At 63.1% G+C, this 14,083-nt stretch carries 15 protein-coding genes and 2 tRNA genes; 5 read left to right on the top strand and 12 right to left on the bottom strand.

The window, feature by feature from the left end:
• Positions 1 to 59 precede the first annotated feature (59 nt).
• From B0G82_RS11645 to B0G82_RS40040, 5 genes are all read right to left on the bottom strand, one after another.
• Complete coding sequence (locus B0G82_RS11645; RefSeq protein WP_106283716.1) at positions 60 to 872, bottom strand: GNAT family N-acyltransferase; 813 nt, start codon at positions 870 to 872, stop codon at positions 60 to 62.
• 329 nt (positions 873 to 1,201) lie between these two features.
• Positions 1,202 to 1,660 carry a histidine phosphatase family protein gene (locus B0G82_RS11650; RefSeq protein ID WP_106283715.1) on the bottom strand — a complete coding sequence of 153 codons (459 nt, stop codon included), beginning with the start codon at positions 1,658 to 1,660 and terminating at the stop codon, positions 1,202 to 1,204.
• 220 nt (positions 1,661 to 1,880) lie between these two features.
• Positions 1,881 to 1,957: transfer RNA gene (locus B0G82_RS11655), tRNA-Pro, on the bottom strand.
• 93 nt (positions 1,958 to 2,050) lie between these two features.
• Positions 2,051 to 2,209 carry a DUF3309 family protein gene (locus B0G82_RS11660; RefSeq protein ID WP_106283697.1) on the bottom strand — a complete coding sequence of 53 codons (159 nt, stop codon included), beginning with the start codon at positions 2,207 to 2,209 and terminating at the stop codon, positions 2,051 to 2,053.
• Positions 2,210 to 2,562: 353 nt separating this feature from the next.
• A complete protein-coding gene (locus tag B0G82_RS40040) occupies positions 2,563 to 2,736 on the bottom strand; it encodes a hypothetical protein (protein WP_168794760.1) in 174 nt (57 codons plus the stop codon).
• 182 nt (positions 2,737 to 2,918) lie between these two features.
• On the opposite strand from B0G82_RS40040, the gene B0G82_RS40045 reads away from it, so the two are divergent.
• The gene (locus B0G82_RS40045) at positions 2,919 to 3,089 is read left to right on the top strand and encodes a hypothetical protein (RefSeq protein WP_181916706.1); all 171 of its coding nucleotides are present in this window, start codon (positions 2,919 to 2,921) and stop codon (positions 3,087 to 3,089) included.
• A gap of 208 nt (positions 3,090 to 3,297) precedes the next feature.
• Here B0G82_RS40045 and B0G82_RS11665 read toward each other — a convergent pair whose 3' ends face one another.
• The gene (locus B0G82_RS11665; protein ID WP_121307446.1) at positions 3,298 to 4,665 is read right to left on the bottom strand and encodes an MATE family efflux transporter; all 1,368 of its coding nucleotides are present in this window, start codon (positions 4,663 to 4,665) and stop codon (positions 3,298 to 3,300) included.
• Positions 4,662 to 4,970 carry a DUF2288 domain-containing protein gene (locus B0G82_RS11670; RefSeq protein ID WP_121307447.1) on the bottom strand — a complete coding sequence of 103 codons (309 nt, stop codon included), beginning with the start codon at positions 4,968 to 4,970 and terminating at the stop codon, positions 4,662 to 4,664. Before B0G82_RS11670 ends, B0G82_RS11665 begins: the two co-directional genes overlap by 4 nt.
• Before the next feature lie 108 nt (positions 4,971 to 5,078).
• Between B0G82_RS11670 and B0G82_RS11675 the strand changes: the two genes are divergently transcribed.
• Complete coding sequence (locus B0G82_RS11675; protein ID WP_121307448.1) at positions 5,079 to 5,807, top strand: pentapeptide repeat-containing protein; 729 nt, start codon at positions 5,079 to 5,081, stop codon at positions 5,805 to 5,807.
• Positions 5,808 to 6,633: 826 nt separating this feature from the next.
• Here the strand turns inward: B0G82_RS11675 and B0G82_RS11680 are convergent.
• The 3 genes from B0G82_RS11680 to B0G82_RS11690 form a co-directional block, all read right to left on the bottom strand.
• On the bottom strand, positions 6,634 to 6,960 hold the full coding sequence (locus tag B0G82_RS11680) for a hypothetical protein (RefSeq protein WP_116139821.1): 327 nt from the start codon (positions 6,958 to 6,960) through the stop codon (positions 6,634 to 6,636).
• A gap of 217 nt (positions 6,961 to 7,177) precedes the next feature.
• The gene (locus B0G82_RS11685; RefSeq protein ID WP_121307449.1) at positions 7,178 to 7,888 is read right to left on the bottom strand and encodes a peptidoglycan DD-metalloendopeptidase family protein; all 711 of its coding nucleotides are present in this window, start codon (positions 7,886 to 7,888) and stop codon (positions 7,178 to 7,180) included.
• Positions 7,889 to 8,085: 197 nt separating this feature from the next.
• Positions 8,086 to 8,994, bottom strand: a complete 909-nt coding sequence (locus B0G82_RS11690) for an aldose epimerase (RefSeq protein WP_121307450.1) — start codon at positions 8,992 to 8,994, stop codon at positions 8,086 to 8,088.
• Between the two features lie 652 nt (positions 8,995 to 9,646).
• On the opposite strand from B0G82_RS11690, the gene B0G82_RS11695 reads away from it, so the two are divergent.
• From B0G82_RS11695 to B0G82_RS11705, 3 genes are all read left to right on the top strand, one after another.
• Entirely contained in the window at positions 9,647 to 10,477 is an 831-nt protein-coding gene (locus B0G82_RS11695) for an undecaprenyl-diphosphate phosphatase (protein ID WP_121307451.1), read from the top strand.
• A 306-nt stretch (positions 10,478 to 10,783) separates the two neighbouring features.
• A tRNA-Arg gene (locus B0G82_RS11700) sits at positions 10,784 to 10,860 on the top strand.
• A 399-nt stretch (positions 10,861 to 11,259) separates the two neighbouring features.
• Positions 11,260 to 11,718, top strand: coding sequence for a universal stress protein (locus B0G82_RS11705; protein ID WP_121307452.1), 459 nt, complete (start codon positions 11,260 to 11,262; stop codon positions 11,716 to 11,718).
• Positions 11,719 to 11,797: 79 nt separating this feature from the next.
• On the opposite strand, the gene B0G82_RS11710 is transcribed toward B0G82_RS11705, so the two are convergent.
• A complete protein-coding gene (locus tag B0G82_RS11710; RefSeq protein ID WP_116139829.1) occupies positions 11,798 to 12,181 on the bottom strand; it encodes a DUF427 domain-containing protein in 384 nt (127 codons plus the stop codon).
• Between the two features lie 247 nt (positions 12,182 to 12,428).
• Positions 12,429 to 14,006 (bottom strand): acid phosphatase, encoded by a 1,578-nt coding sequence (locus B0G82_RS11715; RefSeq protein WP_121307453.1) that lies wholly within the window; start codon positions 14,004 to 14,006, stop codon positions 12,429 to 12,431.
• Positions 14,007 to 14,083: the final 77 nt, after the last annotated feature.

The raw sequence follows: 14,083 nt of genomic DNA on the forward strand, positions 1-14,083 counted from the left end.
TGGCCGCTTGTTTTTGCTTCGCCGACGCGCGTCACAGCGCGTCTTGCGCGCGAATCCGCTCAGCGCGGCAGCGCATCGCCGAGGAAGTGGCGAGCGTAACGTGCATTGATATCGGACAAGCGGAACAGCGTCAGAAAGTCCGCGGTGTTGAAATCGGGATCCCATGCCGGCGCGCCGCAAATCTTCGCGCCGAGACGCAGATAACCCTTCACCAGCGGCGGCGGCGCCACCTCGGCGCCCGTTTGCAGTTCATCGACCGGCAGCGGCGTGTGCGCAAACGCGCGATATTCCGGCGCGGTCAGCGCGCTGTCGCGCAGCGAGCAATACAGATTCGCCGCGTAGTGGCCGCCGTCGACCATTGCCACGCTCGCGCAGCCGAGCATCGTTTCATAGCCGTTGTGCTTCATGTAGGCGGCAAGGCCGGCCCACAGCGACATGATCACCGAGCCGCTGCGATAGTCGGGGTGCACGCACGAACGGCCCACTTCGACCATCTTGGCGCGCAGGTGCGTCAGACGCGACACGTCGAATTCGCTTTCCGCATACAGACGGCCGATACGCGCGGCCTGATGCGGTGGCAACGCGCGGTACGTGCCGACCACTTTCAACGTGTCGAGATCGCGCACCAGCAGGTGATCGCAGTAGGCGTCGAACGAATCGACGTCGAGACCCGCGGGGCCCGTCAGCCGCGCGCCCATTTCGTCGGCGAACACGCGGTAGCGCAGACGCTGGGCTTCGCGCAGTTCTTCGTCGGTGCGAGCCCACGTGACTTGCAGGCGATGCTGGGCGGTGACCGTTTCCTCGGCGCGCGGCAGACGGCGCGACTCGAAGATCGAAGCGAGGGGCAGGGTAGGCGTCGGCAGTTCTCGCATGGGGGGTCCTGGTCGAAAAAAGGGAGATTTCTTTTTTCGCCAATGTAGTAACGCCTGGTGACGCTCGCATGGCAAACCCATGACGATTGGATGACTGCCCGTAAGCTGCGTGCCCGCGGCTTGTAATATCGCAAGTGGGGACGACGAGTGTTGTTTCCGCGCGAAACGTGGGAGATTGAGGAAGCGGGTGGGGGCGAGTCAAGCGCCGGGATGGTGAGGTCCCGGCGCTGTGGGTGACGCGTGTGATGGGTTTGGCTGCTTCGGCGCCGTTTCGTGTGACGCGTGGGTTTTTATGGGCGCAACCCCCGCCTGGTTAAAGCGAATCCGGCTCAGACGAGATCGGGAGTCATGGCGGCTCGCAGCACGGCCTGGTCGTCGCCGTCGCGCTCGCGGCTTGCGATCCACCAGACGCCCGCTTTCTTCAGCGGCCAGCTCGCGTCGCTATTGCCGAGCAGCCGCGCGGCGACGTGGCCGAGCGTCGGTTGATGGCCGACGATCACCACCGTTTGCGCGATGCCTTTGGGCCAGCCCGCGGCGTTGAGCACGTCGTCCGCGCTTGCGTTGGGCGCGAGTTCGCGCACTACGCGATATTGGTCACTCAGCGTCTCGGCAGTCTGGATGGTACGCACAGCAGGGCTTGCGAGCACGACGGCGTCGTCGGGCAGGCGGGTGCGCAGCCATTTGGCGACGTTTTGCGCCTGCTTGCGGCCTCGGGTGGTGAGCGCTCGCGCCAGGTCGGTGCTGGCGAAGTCTTCGGCTTCGGCGTGACGCCAGAGAATCAGATCCATGCGTGTCTCCTTCACTGTGCTTGCGGCGCTTGAGCCCGATCAGGCCTGCGCCAGGTTTCAGTCACTGTCGCACGTGGACTCGTTGGGCCGCAAGGCAATGGCTCGGGGTAACCGTATAAGCACGCCGGTATATCGCAGGCTAGAGCCCGCGAGCCTGAAAAAGCCCAAAAAGCAAAAACCCGCGAAGCCGGAGGCTACGCGGGTTTCGTGTTGCTTTTCGTGGTCGGAGCGAAAGGATTCGAACCTTCGACCCTCTGATCCCAAATCAGATGCGCTACCAGGCTGCGCTACGCTCCGACGAATCCGAGATTCTACGTGGCATTGGGTGCCAGAGTCAATCACGAATTGCACCGGAGCAAAACGGCGGGTCGAATGCGCGAGTCGGCCGCGTTATATGCGACCCATCAGCAGCAACACGATCACGATGATCAGCACGACGCCCACCACGCCGGTCGGCCGATAGCCCCAGCCGCTGCTGTACGGCCAGCTCGGCAACGCGCCGATCAGCAGAAGAATGAGCACGATAAGCAGTATGGTTCCAATGGTCATTCGAGTTCTCCCTGTCTGGCCTGAGCCAGTTAGTCTGGTTGGTCCGGCGCATACGCGCCGGGACGCTCGACGCGCAAGCTGCGCGCTTCCTGCACGCCTACGATCAGCAAGGCATGTGCCTAAAGCAAACTTGGGCGGAAGGGAAAATGGCGGGCGACTCGATGCTTCGATCGCGACCAGCGACGCGTCAGGAAAAGGGCAGCCAGCAGAAACTTGCGCGGCTATAGTGGACAGCCGTAGGCGTCACCGCGCAAGGAGTCGATGTGCGAGCGCAGACTCGCACGTGAGATGCGGCGCATCAATCCTTCAACTACTCGGACTGTGTGCAGGCGCCGTCGGCACCTGCATTTCCGTCAGTGCCGGCGACGCATCCAATGCGGCATGTGCTGGTGAGTCAGCCAGTGGTGCACCATGCCTTCGCCATCGTGTTCGCGCCGATAGGTTCTCGATTCGTAGATCGACAACACGAGCAACACGAGCAGACCTATTGCAAGTCCGATCAGACCCGCGATCGTTTCAGCATCCATGGCAGCCTCCTATGAGACGCGACCGTGACTTTATAGTAGGTCACGCGCAACCAAATGGGGGAGGGGTTACGCGGGTCGGCGCGGCGGCGCGGAATGCGCTTTGCGGTTAGACTCCGGGCGCTCGCGCTTGCCCGCTCACCGCGGGTAAGCCGCTCTTTCATTCTGTTTCGAGAGACTCTTTTATGATCCGCGTTTCGATGATTGCGTTGCTGCTGGTTGCCGGCGTTGCCGGTTGTGCGAATGGTCCGTCGGGCCATCACGGCGGTCCGCCGCCGCAAGACCCGGCCGACTACCACGGCGTGCCCACCGACAGCCGTCCGCCCACGATGGTGCCTCCACCGGTCTCGCCTTGAGCAGCGGCTGATAACGGCTCCGGCAACGGTGACGAAAAACAGAGGCGAAGCACCGGCGCGGGCACGCCGGCGCTTCTGACCCGCGCAGACTGTTCGCGCGGAGAGCGCGGGCTGAAGTCATTCTAGGGCGAGCGTCGTGCGTGACTTGTGTGCGCTTGTTTCAAGCCGTAACCGGGTGCCGCGATGCGAAATGGGCAAGCCCGCGCGCTCAAGCCGCCGCGCCCGCCATGCCGCGCACGACGCCCGGCACATAACGCGCGAGCGTGAGGCCGCGCAGCGCCATGAGGAGCAGCATCGCGGCCCACAAGCCGTGATTGCCGTACAGCGCCAACAAGGCCCACGACGCCGCCACGAACAGCGCGAACGACACCGCCATCGACATCATGAGTTCACGCGTGCGAGTCGCGCCGATGAACACGCCGTCCAGCAGAAAGCCCCACACGGACACCACCGGCGAGAGCTCGGCCCACGGCAGATACAGTTCGGCGGTGGCGCGCACGGCGGCCTGATCCGTCAGACGTTCGACGATCCACGAGCCCGCGCCCCAGTACACCAGCGAAAACCCCAGCGCGCCAAGCGTGGACCACAACGCCGTCACCTTGATCGCTTGCGTGAACGCGTGCCGGTCGCGCGCGCCGATCGCTGCGCCGACCAGCGCTTCGGCGGCGTGCGCGAAACCATCGAGTCCGTAGGCCATGAACGTCTGAAAATTGAGCAGCAGCGCGTTGGCCGCGAGCGTGGCGTCACCTTGCTTCGCGCCCAGGTGCGCAAACCAGCCAAACGATGAGAGCAGGCACAAGGTCCGCACGAAGATATCGCGATTGAGCACCACGAGCCGCTTGAGCGCCGCCGCGTCGAACAGGGCGGCGCGATTCAACGCGGGCAGGCCGCGCGGCCTGCCGTGCCAGAGCAGGGCGGCGCCGAGCACGAAGCCGAGCGCGTCGGCGGTGGCCGTGGCCGCGCCGATCCCGGCCACGCCCCAATCGAAGCCGTGCACATACAGGAGCACGGCCACGATGTTCACGCTGTTGATGAACACCTGCGAGAGCAGCGCGAGCCGCACCTGTTGCGTGCCGAGCAGCCAGCCGAGCACGACGTAATTGCCGAGGGCGACCGGCGCGGCCCAGATGCGCGCGTGACAGTACAGCCGTGCGTTGCGCTGCACCGCGTCGCTGCCGCCGATCACGCGCAGCCCGTAATCGATCAGCGGCATTTGCAGCGCCAGCACCGCGGCGCCGATCGCGGCCGCCAGCAACAGCGCGCGGACGACGTTGTTGCGTAGCTCGACGTGGTTATCCGCACCGTGCGATTGCGCGACCAGACCGGTCGTGCCCATGCGCAGAAACCCGAAGCCCCAGAACACGAAGTTGAAGAACAGGCCGCCGAGCGCCACGCCGCCAAGATACGACGCGCCGTCCAGATGGCCCGCCACAGCGGTGTCGACCGCGCCGAGAATCGGCTGTGTCAGATTGGCGAGAACGATGGGAAACGCCAGCGCCAGCACCCGGCGGTGCCAGTGCCCGGGAACAGCGGGTGCCGCTGCCGACGTGTCGGCGTCGCGCGCGGCCTCGCTCAACTGCGTTCCTGCACGCACACCCAGGGAGAGACGACGACGGCCCACAGATTCGGGTCGCGCTCGGCGAAGTCGGCGGCGGTTTCCGCCTGCACGCGCTCGACGAGCCCGGCGGACAGCCATTGCGCGACCTGCGTGGTGTCGTCGCTGGCGATGGCTTCGGCAACGCTCACCAGATCGAGGTCGCGCGCGACGCGCAGCAGAATGCCGCGCGCAAAGAAGCGTTCGAGTTCGATCCAGCCGATCTTGGCGGTTTCGGCAAGCAACTTGGCGTACAGCGGGCTATGGGTGGCGTCGTTGGAAGTCATCGTAAGGGGGTTCCGGCGGGGCCGTTACTATAAACCATCGGCGCGGGTCGCCAGCGGGGCGCGCGTTCCGGTAGGCTATGGGTCCTGCGAAATTCATTCTGAACCTTCATGTCAATGGATTCAACGGCGCCGGCTTCGGCCGCGCAACCTCACGTCGTGACCGACGCCGCGCTGACGCGCGCGGAGGTGGAACGGCTCATCGCGGCAAGCCTTGCCGGCAATAAAGCGCCGCTTCATTTCACAGACTGCGATTTCGAAGGCGTCGACCTGTCGCGTCTCGATCTGCGCGGCGCCGAGTTTCACCGCTGCTCGATCGTCGAGACGTCGTTTTTCGGCGCGACGCTCTCGCATACCCGCTGGGTCCGTTGCCGTGGCCGCGAGGCGGATTTCGCGTCGGCCGATCTGGTCGACGCGGCGTTTCAGTCGAGCGATCTCAACAATACCGGCTGGCGGCGCGCCAAGCTGGCTTCGGCGTCGTTTCATAGCTGCAAGCTGACCGGCGCCAATTTCGAGGCGTGCACGGCGCTGGGTTTGAGCTTCGTCGAAACGCTGCTGGTCGGCGCGCACCTGCGCGGCCTGTCGTTTCGCAAAGCCACCCTGCAACAACTGGATTTCTCCGATGCCGACCTGGCCGGCGTCGACTTCCGGGAAGCGGTCTTCGACGGCGGCAGCCTGAAGGACGCCCATTTGAAGGGCGCGCGCTTCGACGGCGCGGACCTGCGCGAAGCCGACCTCAGCGGCGTGCGGCTGGTGGACGCGGCGCTCTTCAAGGGCGCGACGATCTCGCATGCTCAGGCGGCCGTGCTCGTCACCGAGCTGGGTTTGCGGGTCATGTGAGCGTGCTCTCAGGTTGGCCGATTTTAGCCGCTCGGCCTGCTTGAACGATTGGATGCCGATGCTTATCATTCGAATGGTCGAATCAATTAAGCCAGTCCATTTTCAGTGCTGTAATTTGTCGGCGGATTTAATCGCTTTGATATTTACGCTGTTTGCGAATTGCTGTGAAGAAGCCGGCTACTTTGATTAAGTCGGTCAATATCGGATAATAATTCGAAAGAGTGCGGTGGCGCACTAAAGCTACGCAGTACGTAAAGCGTCCGAATCATGCTGGATGGGTTAGCAGAAATCCGCCAGTGGCCTTTCCTCAGGCTTTTCGGGCCGTTTTCGGGCGGATCCCTTGCCTCGCCCGGTTCTGCGGGCAATATCGGGTTTCGAGTCGCGCCATTTAAAGCGTTTCACGTTGAAACGGCGGGCGCATTTGGCCTGTATGATTCCGACTTTTCCCGTTCACATAACGCGGAATCCGTACGCCGCATCACACTGACTGCGAAATTAATATATTGCGCTTGTAAAAGGGGATTGTTAGATTTCGTTCTGGCGCATGGTGAACCGGTCCTTTGCCGATATGCGCCGAACCCCCGTTAGCCCGGCCTCGTGCCGGGCTTTTTTTCTTGTGCGCCACGTCCGAGTCACCACTGGTTCACATGTGCAGTGGATCATGAAAGCTCACATTTCCTTGCACGAGCATGACCGCGCTAATCATTTTTCTCGGCATCTGCCCGGTCGCGCTCGGCGTCCTGGTCGCCTTCGCCGCGCGCATCGATCCGCGCTCAGGACGCTGGCGCCGCCGCTAGCCCGGGCTGCGGCGCGCGTGGCGTCGTGGTTATTGCTTGCAGCGAACCACCATCGACCGGTTCTTCACGTTCGCGCCGAAAATGCCGCCCACCGTGCCGCCAGCCGTCGCACCGTTGTCGACATCTTTCGAAACGACGTCGTAGCCGTAGTTGCCGCAGACCTGACCCGCCTGCTTGTAGCACTCGGCCCAGCTCGAACTTGCGTCGCTGCCGCTGCAGTTGATTGCAAAGCCGGTGTCGCCGCTCGGCAGGTAGGTCATAGTCGTGGTGCTGGAGCAGCCGCCGAGGTTGCCGAGCGTCAGCAGGCCGAGACCGATCGCCGCGGCCGTCGCGACGGACGCAAATGCGCTCTTCATACAGATTCCTTACAGATAGACGGAGAAAGACGTGACGCGAAGCCACGTCGTGTCCTGATTGAGCGTTTTATAACACGCCGGGTTCCCGCGGCTGCCGTTGCAGAATGCATGCCCGGCACCAGGCGGTGCGCGCGGCGTGACAGCACGCGGGCGGGACGGCCCGGGCTGGGGGAGCACCCGCCGGCGGGACGGCCCGTGCCACAACCAAGCCAGCCTTCTAGCGTGGCGGCAGTGCCCGCGACGGATCGATTGAGCGGCCCTGATAGCGCAGTTCGAAGTGCAGCATCACGCGGTCTGTATCGGTGTCGCCCATCTCGGCAATTTTCTCGCCGCGCGTGACCGATTCGCCTTCCTTCACCAGCAGCCTGCGGTTGTGGGCATAGGCGGTCAGATACTCGGCGTTGTGTTTGAGAATCAGCAGATTGCCGTAGCCGCGCAAACCGTTGCCCGCGTACACCACCGTGCCGGGCGCCGCGGCGACGACGGGCGTGCCCGCTGCCGACGAGATATCGATGCCCTTCGAACTGCCGCCGTCGAAACGCCGGATCACTGTGCCGTCGGCCGGCCATACCAGCGAGATCGTCGAAGCCGGCGGCGCGGACGGTGCGCTATCGACGGGCGCCGGACGTGGCGTGGCCGAAGCACTGCCGCTTCCGCTGCTGCGCACCGCGCCACTGGTCGATGCGGCGCCGCCCGACGGCGCGACGCGCAGCACCTGGCCGACCTCGATGCTGTCCGGATTGGTCAGATTGTTCCAGCGCACGATGCTTTGCACCGATTGCCGGCTACTGCGCGCGATCTTCGACAGCGTATCGCCCCGTTCCACCCGATAAAAGCCCGGCCCTACCGGCGCCGACCCGCACGCGGCGAGCAGTGCCACCAACGACGCGCAGGCGAGCCGTTTCGTCATTCTTGTTGTGCTAAGCATTGGACCTCGCAAAGCGCTGCCGCGCGCCGATCCCGATCACGCGGCAGGTAGATACAAAGCGCTCGATTCTAACGGTTTTGCGCTGCAGCACGCGAAAAAGCGGGCTGCGAGGCAGGCACGCGCGGCGCAGGCTGCGGCGAAATGCAGCGAAATTCGCCTTAAAGCCGACCACGCCGCTTAGTCTGGAATCCCCGCAATCAACCCAGCCTGGCCACGCTGATGCGCAGCGCCGCGACCTCTGTCTGCCCCGCTTCGAGCCAGCGCAGACCCAAGCCGTTGTGAATCGCGTCCGGCAGTCCGAGCCACGGTTCGACACAGTAGAAGTCCGACTCCGGTGCTTCGGTCCACGTGGTGACGGCGTACCAGGGCACCGAGCCCGGCCGTTGCAGGTCGATGGTGATGAGCCGGTCGAGACCTGGCGCGACGAGCCGTACCGGTTGATCCGGTGTGCCGACGAGGCAATGGAAGCGGTCATGGATGCGCGCCTCGTCGAGCGTATAGCGCGCTTCGCCCGGCTCGGCGGCGCTGATCGAGCCGTCTTCTTGCTGAAAGCACCGTTGCGTGCGCGGCAGTTCGAGCGAGGTCTCGCCACGCTGCGTGTGCGGCAGCGCGAAGTAGAAGTGATGGCCGGCGTAGTAGGGCAGGCGCGTATTGCCGGTATTGGTGGTGGTGAATGTGACGTCGAGCGTATGCGCATCCACGAGGTCGTAGGCGGCCTCGAAACGGAAGCCGAATGGATAGCCGCCGCGGGTTGCCTCACTGTCGGTGAGGATCATGCGCAGGCCGGCGCCGTGCACGTCGGCGTGGGCTTCGAAGGGCAGGTCGCGGGCGAAGCCGTGCATCGGCAGTTCGCGCACCGTGCCCTGAGCGTCACGCCAGAAACCGATCTTGCCGTCGACACGATGCCGGCCCAGAAATGGAAACAGCAGCGGATTGCCGCCGCGAATCCGCGCCGGCTGGCTCCAGTCGGCGTGCTCCGGCCAATGGATGACTTCTTCGCCGCCGATCGTCCACGACATCAGTCTGCCGCCGGCTTGCGGCGCGAAACGGAGTACGGAGGCGTCCTGGGCGATCTCGAGAATGTCCTGTTGCGGGGAGAGGGGCATGGTCGATGGATTGATGAGTAAGAGGTTGAAGGCAGATCCAGGATGGCCGGAGAAGGCGCCATCCTGGCGTACGCGCGTCGGCTTTTGCCGCGCGGCGCCACGCGAGAGAATGATTTTGCGCTGCTTTCCGCTACGGGGAAACCCTTCTGGGGAAATTGCGGGTGTCGCCGCAAGGCTATCCTTGCCGATAATTCGTCCGACTGCCCGGTAACTTCGACGACCGGGCGAGACTGCCTCAGGAGGCTGTATGGATCTCGCAATGGCAATGGCTGTTACGTTGTTCGGCATGTTCGCGGCAAGCACGGTCTACTTCTTTTACAAGCTCGAACGCTGATATGGGCAGTCCACGCCTGCTGGCTTTGCTCGTCAGCGGCGTCGGGCTATTGGACAAGGCTTCTTCTACCGTGTACCACTCGGTTCGTTTCACGTCATTTCGCTGATCCCACAGGGCGGCCATTCGCGGCGCCCGCTCTTTTTTCTGCGGCGTAACAACGGTTTCGAGTTGTGACGCAACGCACAATATTTCCCCGAATGCGGTTCAAACGCTTGGCGCTGACATTGCAGCCAGGCATAATCGGTGCGCTTTGAGGCGCACGTGGATTCCTTATCCGGCGCGCTTGTCCCCGACATTTTCCTTACAAGGACGCCCCGCGTGAACCTGTCGTTTCTCATTTTCCTGAGCGTGCTGCAAGGCGTCACCGAACTGTTTCCGGTGAGCAGCCTCGGCCATACGCTGCTCGTGCCCGCCCTGTTCGGCATGCATATCGACAAACACGCGCCGCAATTGCTGCCGTTCCTTGTCGCGTTGCATCTCGGCACGGCGCTCGCGCTGCTTTGGTACTTCCGCAAACGCTGGTGCGCGCTGGTGCGCGGTTTCTTCGCGTCGTTCGGCGGCCGCCGCAACGACGACGCGCACATGATGTGGGCGCTCATCATCGGCACCATTCCGGCGGGTCTGGTCGGACTGATTCTGGAAAAGCGGCTCGAACGGCTTTTTCACGACTTGCGGATCGTCGCAATCGCACTGATCGTCAACGGCGTGCTGTTGTGGTTCGGCGATCGCCTGCAGCGTTCGCGCGCGCATCAGGCGCCGGAGAAGCTGAGTTTCGGTCAGGCGTTTTTCGTCGGTCTTGCGCAGATCGGCGCGTTGATTCCGGGTTTCTCGCGCAGCGGCCTGACGATGATTGCCGGCAACGCTGCTGGCCTCACGGCGGAAAAATCGGCGGAATTCTCGTTCCTTCTCGGCACGCCGATCATTTTCGCGGCAGGCGTGCTCGAGTTGCCGAAGCTGTTCCATGCGCCGGGCCAACTCGCGGATGCGTTGCTCGGCGGCGTGCTGACCGCGATCGCGGCCTATCTCAGCGTGCGGTTCCTGATGCGCTATTTCGAAGGTCGCGGACGTCTGGCGTCGTTCGGCGTATATTGCGTGATCGCCGGTATCGTGTTCCTCGGCTGGTTCATGCTGCATCCGCAACCGGTCTGATGGCGTTCGGCATGTCCGCTAGCGTGCGCTGGCGGGCAGGGGACGATCGGTTATAATCCGGGCCCGGCTCAGCATGCCGGGCCTGTTTGTTTGGTGGTCTGTTTCGTGGCTTGCGGCGGCCGGTGTGACGCGCAGATTGTCTTTCACGCACGCGCCGGAGTGGATTTCCTGTCTACGGCACGGTCAGTTAGAATTTCGGTATCCCACGGACCTTGTTGCTTGCAGAGCCACAGGTTTCAATACCCGAGAGCAGTATCTCATTGCGGGCGATGCACGTTGTACGCGGCGGCATCGCCTCAGTTCAATACGGCAGTAGCTCAGCTGGATAGAGCATCGGCCTTCTAAGCCGAGGGTGGGGGGTTCGAGTCCCTCCTGCCGTACCAACAAAATCAAGCTGTTACCAGGGTAATTCGCGACCTGGCTAGCTGCCAGATTTCTTCGTGCAGGGCGTCGGCCCCCGATCTGAGAGTGACCCTTGAGTAAGGTGAGTCGAGATCGAGCTTAAGCTGAAAGCTCTTCTCCTTCGGGGTCAACTGAGCGCGTAGAAACACGTGTCGCGCCTGGTTCTCGCATGCACCTTGACGAGGCAGAACTCATGCGAAAAATAGAAGCAAAAATCTCCCGCATGCTCCTTCAATGTCCGATCACGCGTCGAGTTATGTCTCGCTCAGCCGTCACTTACCAATTCAAAGTTCTAAGCTTTTCGGCTACTGTTAGATAGGCCATGCGAGCGGCTGAAGGTGATACGCGCCGCATCACCATTTCTGACCTTATCGCCAGCCATGTTCAATATCCTCCTCGTTCCGCTGGACGGCTCGCCCCAGAGTGTCCACGTCATCGACCTGGTCAATCGCGTCGCGGCGCCAGGTACGGCTACCGTACACCTTCTTTGCGTTGTCGACCCTTCCTATCTGTTGCCGCCCGGTAGCCAAAGCAATGTCGCGCCCGACGGCCAGACCTACCCGTCCGCGTACGCGCAGACATCTTTCGCACAATCCGTCCTGACTGCCGCGGGCGCACAGCTTGCCGGCCGGACCCTCACGGTGGAACAGCACCTGTGCGCGGGAAATCATCCGGCCGATGTCGTCGTCGAACAAGCCCGAGTGCTTAACGCGGAGGTCATTGTGATGGGACATCACCATTTGTCACGGCTGCACCGCTGGGCCAACCCTTCGACCAGCGGAGAGGTCATCGAACGGTCGCCCTGTGCGGTACTGATCGAAACCCGGGACAAGAGCTAGCACAAGGCCTAACACAAGGGCTAACTCATGACGCGCGACAGGCGCTAGCCCATTCGCCCGGCCGCGCCGCGCGCGACTGTCACTGCGCCGGTTTCACATCGATCGAGTCGACGCGGTTCGGATAGAACGCCAGATGTTGCGCGATCTCCTTCACGGCCGCATACGGCGATTCATAAGTCCACACCGCATTGACTGTCTTTTCACCGCCCGACGGAATGCTGTAGTACGCGCAATCGCCCTTGTACGGACAGTAGGTCGCGTGATCGGTGCGCTCCAGCAGCGTCATCTCGACGTCGTTGCGCGGAATGTAATACACCGGCGGATACGACGCTTCGCGCAGCACGAGCGCCTTGACGGTATCCGCGATCACCTTGCCGGCGACGGTCACGACCACGCGCGCGTTGGACGGCTCGACCGTGATCGGATGATCGGGACCGGGCACCTTGATGGTTTTTTCAGTCATGCTGTTGAACTCCTGAATGTGGGCAAGCCTGCAACGTGTTGCGGAAGATATCGAGCCGCGATCGACGAGGCGAACGCGGCCTGGTTCGAAGCATACGCCGCTCATGAAAACGCGTCGGACCCGGCGTTCACGGTACAGCCATAAAAAAGGGCAGCCGAAGCTGCCCCGTCAAAGTCTCACCCTTAGGCGGACTGTTGCTTAACGCTTAACCTTTTCCGTCCAATCTCGGACAAGTTGCACCTCTCGCTCACTGCTTGATGTTCAACGCAGCCGTGAGGTCGCCCATCGGCTTGCCGCCGTTGCTGACCAGCGCCGCGTCGCGCGCCGCGATACCCGGCAGCGTCGGCAGCGAGAAGCGGTGCGTGATGAAGCGCAGGATCGACGTGGTGTCGTACTGCGTGTGATCGACGTAACCCTTCTTCGCGTACGGCGAGATGATCAGCGCCGGAATACGCGTACCCGGACCCCAGCGGTCGGCCTTCGGCGGCGACACGTGATCCCAGAAGCCGCCGTTTTCGTCGTACGTCACGACTACCACCATGTTGTTCCACTGCGGGCTCTTCTGCAGATGCGAGATCACGTCCGCGATGTGCTGGTCGCCCGACGCCACGTCCGTGTAGCCCGGATGTTCGTTCAGGTTGCCCTGCGGCTTGTAGAACGACACTTGCGGCAGCGTGCCGCTGTCGATCGCCTTGATGAACTCCGAGCCGGCCAGGCCGCCGTCGAGCAAGTGCTGCGAACGGTTTGCGGTGCCCGGCGCCAGATCGGCGAAGTAGTTGAGCGGCTGGTGATGCGGCTGGAAATTCGGTGCCGTCAGATTCGCGCCGTAAATCACGTTCGACGTGCCGTTTTGCACCGCCGACACCGCCGCGCCCCAGGCACCGCTGTACCATGCCCACGACACCTTCGCGTTATTCAGCAGATCGCCGATGTGCTGCTGCGACTGCGCCGGCAGGGTGGTGGCCTGGGTCGGATCGGCGAAATTCGTGTCGCCGCCGCTCGCCGGCTTGTTGCCGCTCGGCTGATACGGCGGCTGCATCGTGTTGATCGCGTAGAAGTCAGGCGTGAGGTTGCCTGAGTTCACGTACTTGGGCGGACCGCTCAGCGCTGAAGCCGGCGAGTTGGACGCGAGCTTCAGCGTGACACCGTCGCTCTCCACCGACGAGATCGAGCCGGCCGCCACACTCTTGTCCGCGTTCGGGTAGGTCGGCGTGCACGCGCAGATCAGCCACTGGTGGTTCAGGAACGAGCCGCCGAACGCGCCCATGAAGAAGTTGTCGGCGAGCGTGTACTGCTGGGCGATCTTCCACAGCGGCAGCTTGTCGGCGTCGAGCGTGTAGTGGCCCATCACGAGGCCGCCCGAATCCGCCCACGCGGCGAACTTGTCGTTCTTGCCGCCGTTGATCTGCATCTGGTTCTCGTAGAAGCGGTGGTACAGGTCGCGCGTCGTCGCCGTGATCGGCGTGTTGAAACCCTTCGGGTCGTCGATGGCGAACGGGCTGTTCGGCAGATTCGCCGTCATGGCCTGCGTGACCACCGGCGTCACGCCGGTTTGCGTCAAGCCGTTCCACACCTGCGGCAGCGTCGCGAGCACGGTGCCGTTGCGATCCACCTGCGTGGCGCTCGCCGCCGTCACGTTCTGCAGACCGTTGGCGCCCGGGAAGTTGCCGTACAGGTTGTCGAAGCTGCGGTTTTCCGCGTAGATCACCACAACATTCTTGATCGACGTGATGTCCGGTTCGTTGACTTTGTCACCGCCGCACGCATACAGGCTTAGCGCTGCTGCGATCGCGATAGGCGTCGCGCAGATCAGTTTCTTGTTCATTTGATGTGGTTTCTCTCTCTCGCGTTGGGGACGGGCCATCTGAACTCCTTACACGGATGGCCGCAGGCGAAAGTTTG

The organism is Paraburkholderia sp. BL17N1 (assembly GCF_003634175.1).
In the GTDB taxonomy this organism is placed as follows: Bacteria; Pseudomonadota; Gammaproteobacteria; order Burkholderiales; family Burkholderiaceae; genus Paraburkholderia.

Excerpts from the sequence above, each read along its gene's own strand:
- B0G82_RS11645 (WP_106283716.1), bottom strand. The coding sequence starts at position 872 with ATGCGAGAACTGCCGACGCCTACCCTGCCCCTCGCTTCGATCTTCGAG.
- B0G82_RS11715 (WP_121307453.1), bottom strand. The coding sequence starts at position 14,006 with ATGAACAAGAAACTGATCTGCGCGACGCCTATCGCGATCGCAGCAGCG.
- B0G82_RS40040 (WP_168794760.1), bottom strand. The coding sequence starts at position 2,736 with ATGGATGCTGAAACGATCGCGGGTCTGATCGGACTTGCAATAGGTCTG.
- B0G82_RS11670 (WP_121307447.1), bottom strand. The coding sequence starts at position 4,970 with ATGACTTCCAACGACGCCACCCATAGCCCGCTGTACGCCAAGTTGCTT.
- B0G82_RS11705 (WP_121307452.1), top strand. The coding sequence starts at position 11,260 with ATGTTCAATATCCTCCTCGTTCCGCTGGACGGCTCGCCCCAGAGTGTC.
- B0G82_RS11690 (WP_121307450.1), bottom strand. The coding sequence starts at position 8,994 with ATGCCCCTCTCCCCGCAACAGGACATTCTCGAGATCGCCCAGGACGCC.
- B0G82_RS11650 (WP_106283715.1), bottom strand. The coding sequence starts at position 1,660 with ATGGATCTGATTCTCTGGCGTCACGCCGAAGCCGAAGACTTCGCCAGC.
- B0G82_RS11660 (WP_106283697.1), bottom strand. The coding sequence starts at position 2,209 with ATGACCATTGGAACCATACTGCTTATCGTGCTCATTCTTCTGCTGATC.
- B0G82_RS11675 (WP_121307448.1), top strand. The coding sequence starts at position 5,079 with ATGTCAATGGATTCAACGGCGCCGGCTTCGGCCGCGCAACCTCACGTC.
- B0G82_RS40045 (WP_181916706.1), top strand. The coding sequence starts at position 2,919 with ATGATCCGCGTTTCGATGATTGCGTTGCTGCTGGTTGCCGGCGTTGCC.
- B0G82_RS11680 (WP_116139821.1), bottom strand. The coding sequence starts at position 6,960 with ATGAAGAGCGCATTTGCGTCCGTCGCGACGGCCGCGGCGATCGGTCTC.
- B0G82_RS11710 (WP_116139829.1), bottom strand. The coding sequence starts at position 12,181 with ATGACTGAAAAAACCATCAAGGTGCCCGGTCCCGATCATCCGATCACG.
- B0G82_RS11685 (WP_121307449.1), bottom strand. The coding sequence starts at position 7,888 with ATGCTTAGCACAACAAGAATGACGAAACGGCTCGCCTGCGCGTCGTTG.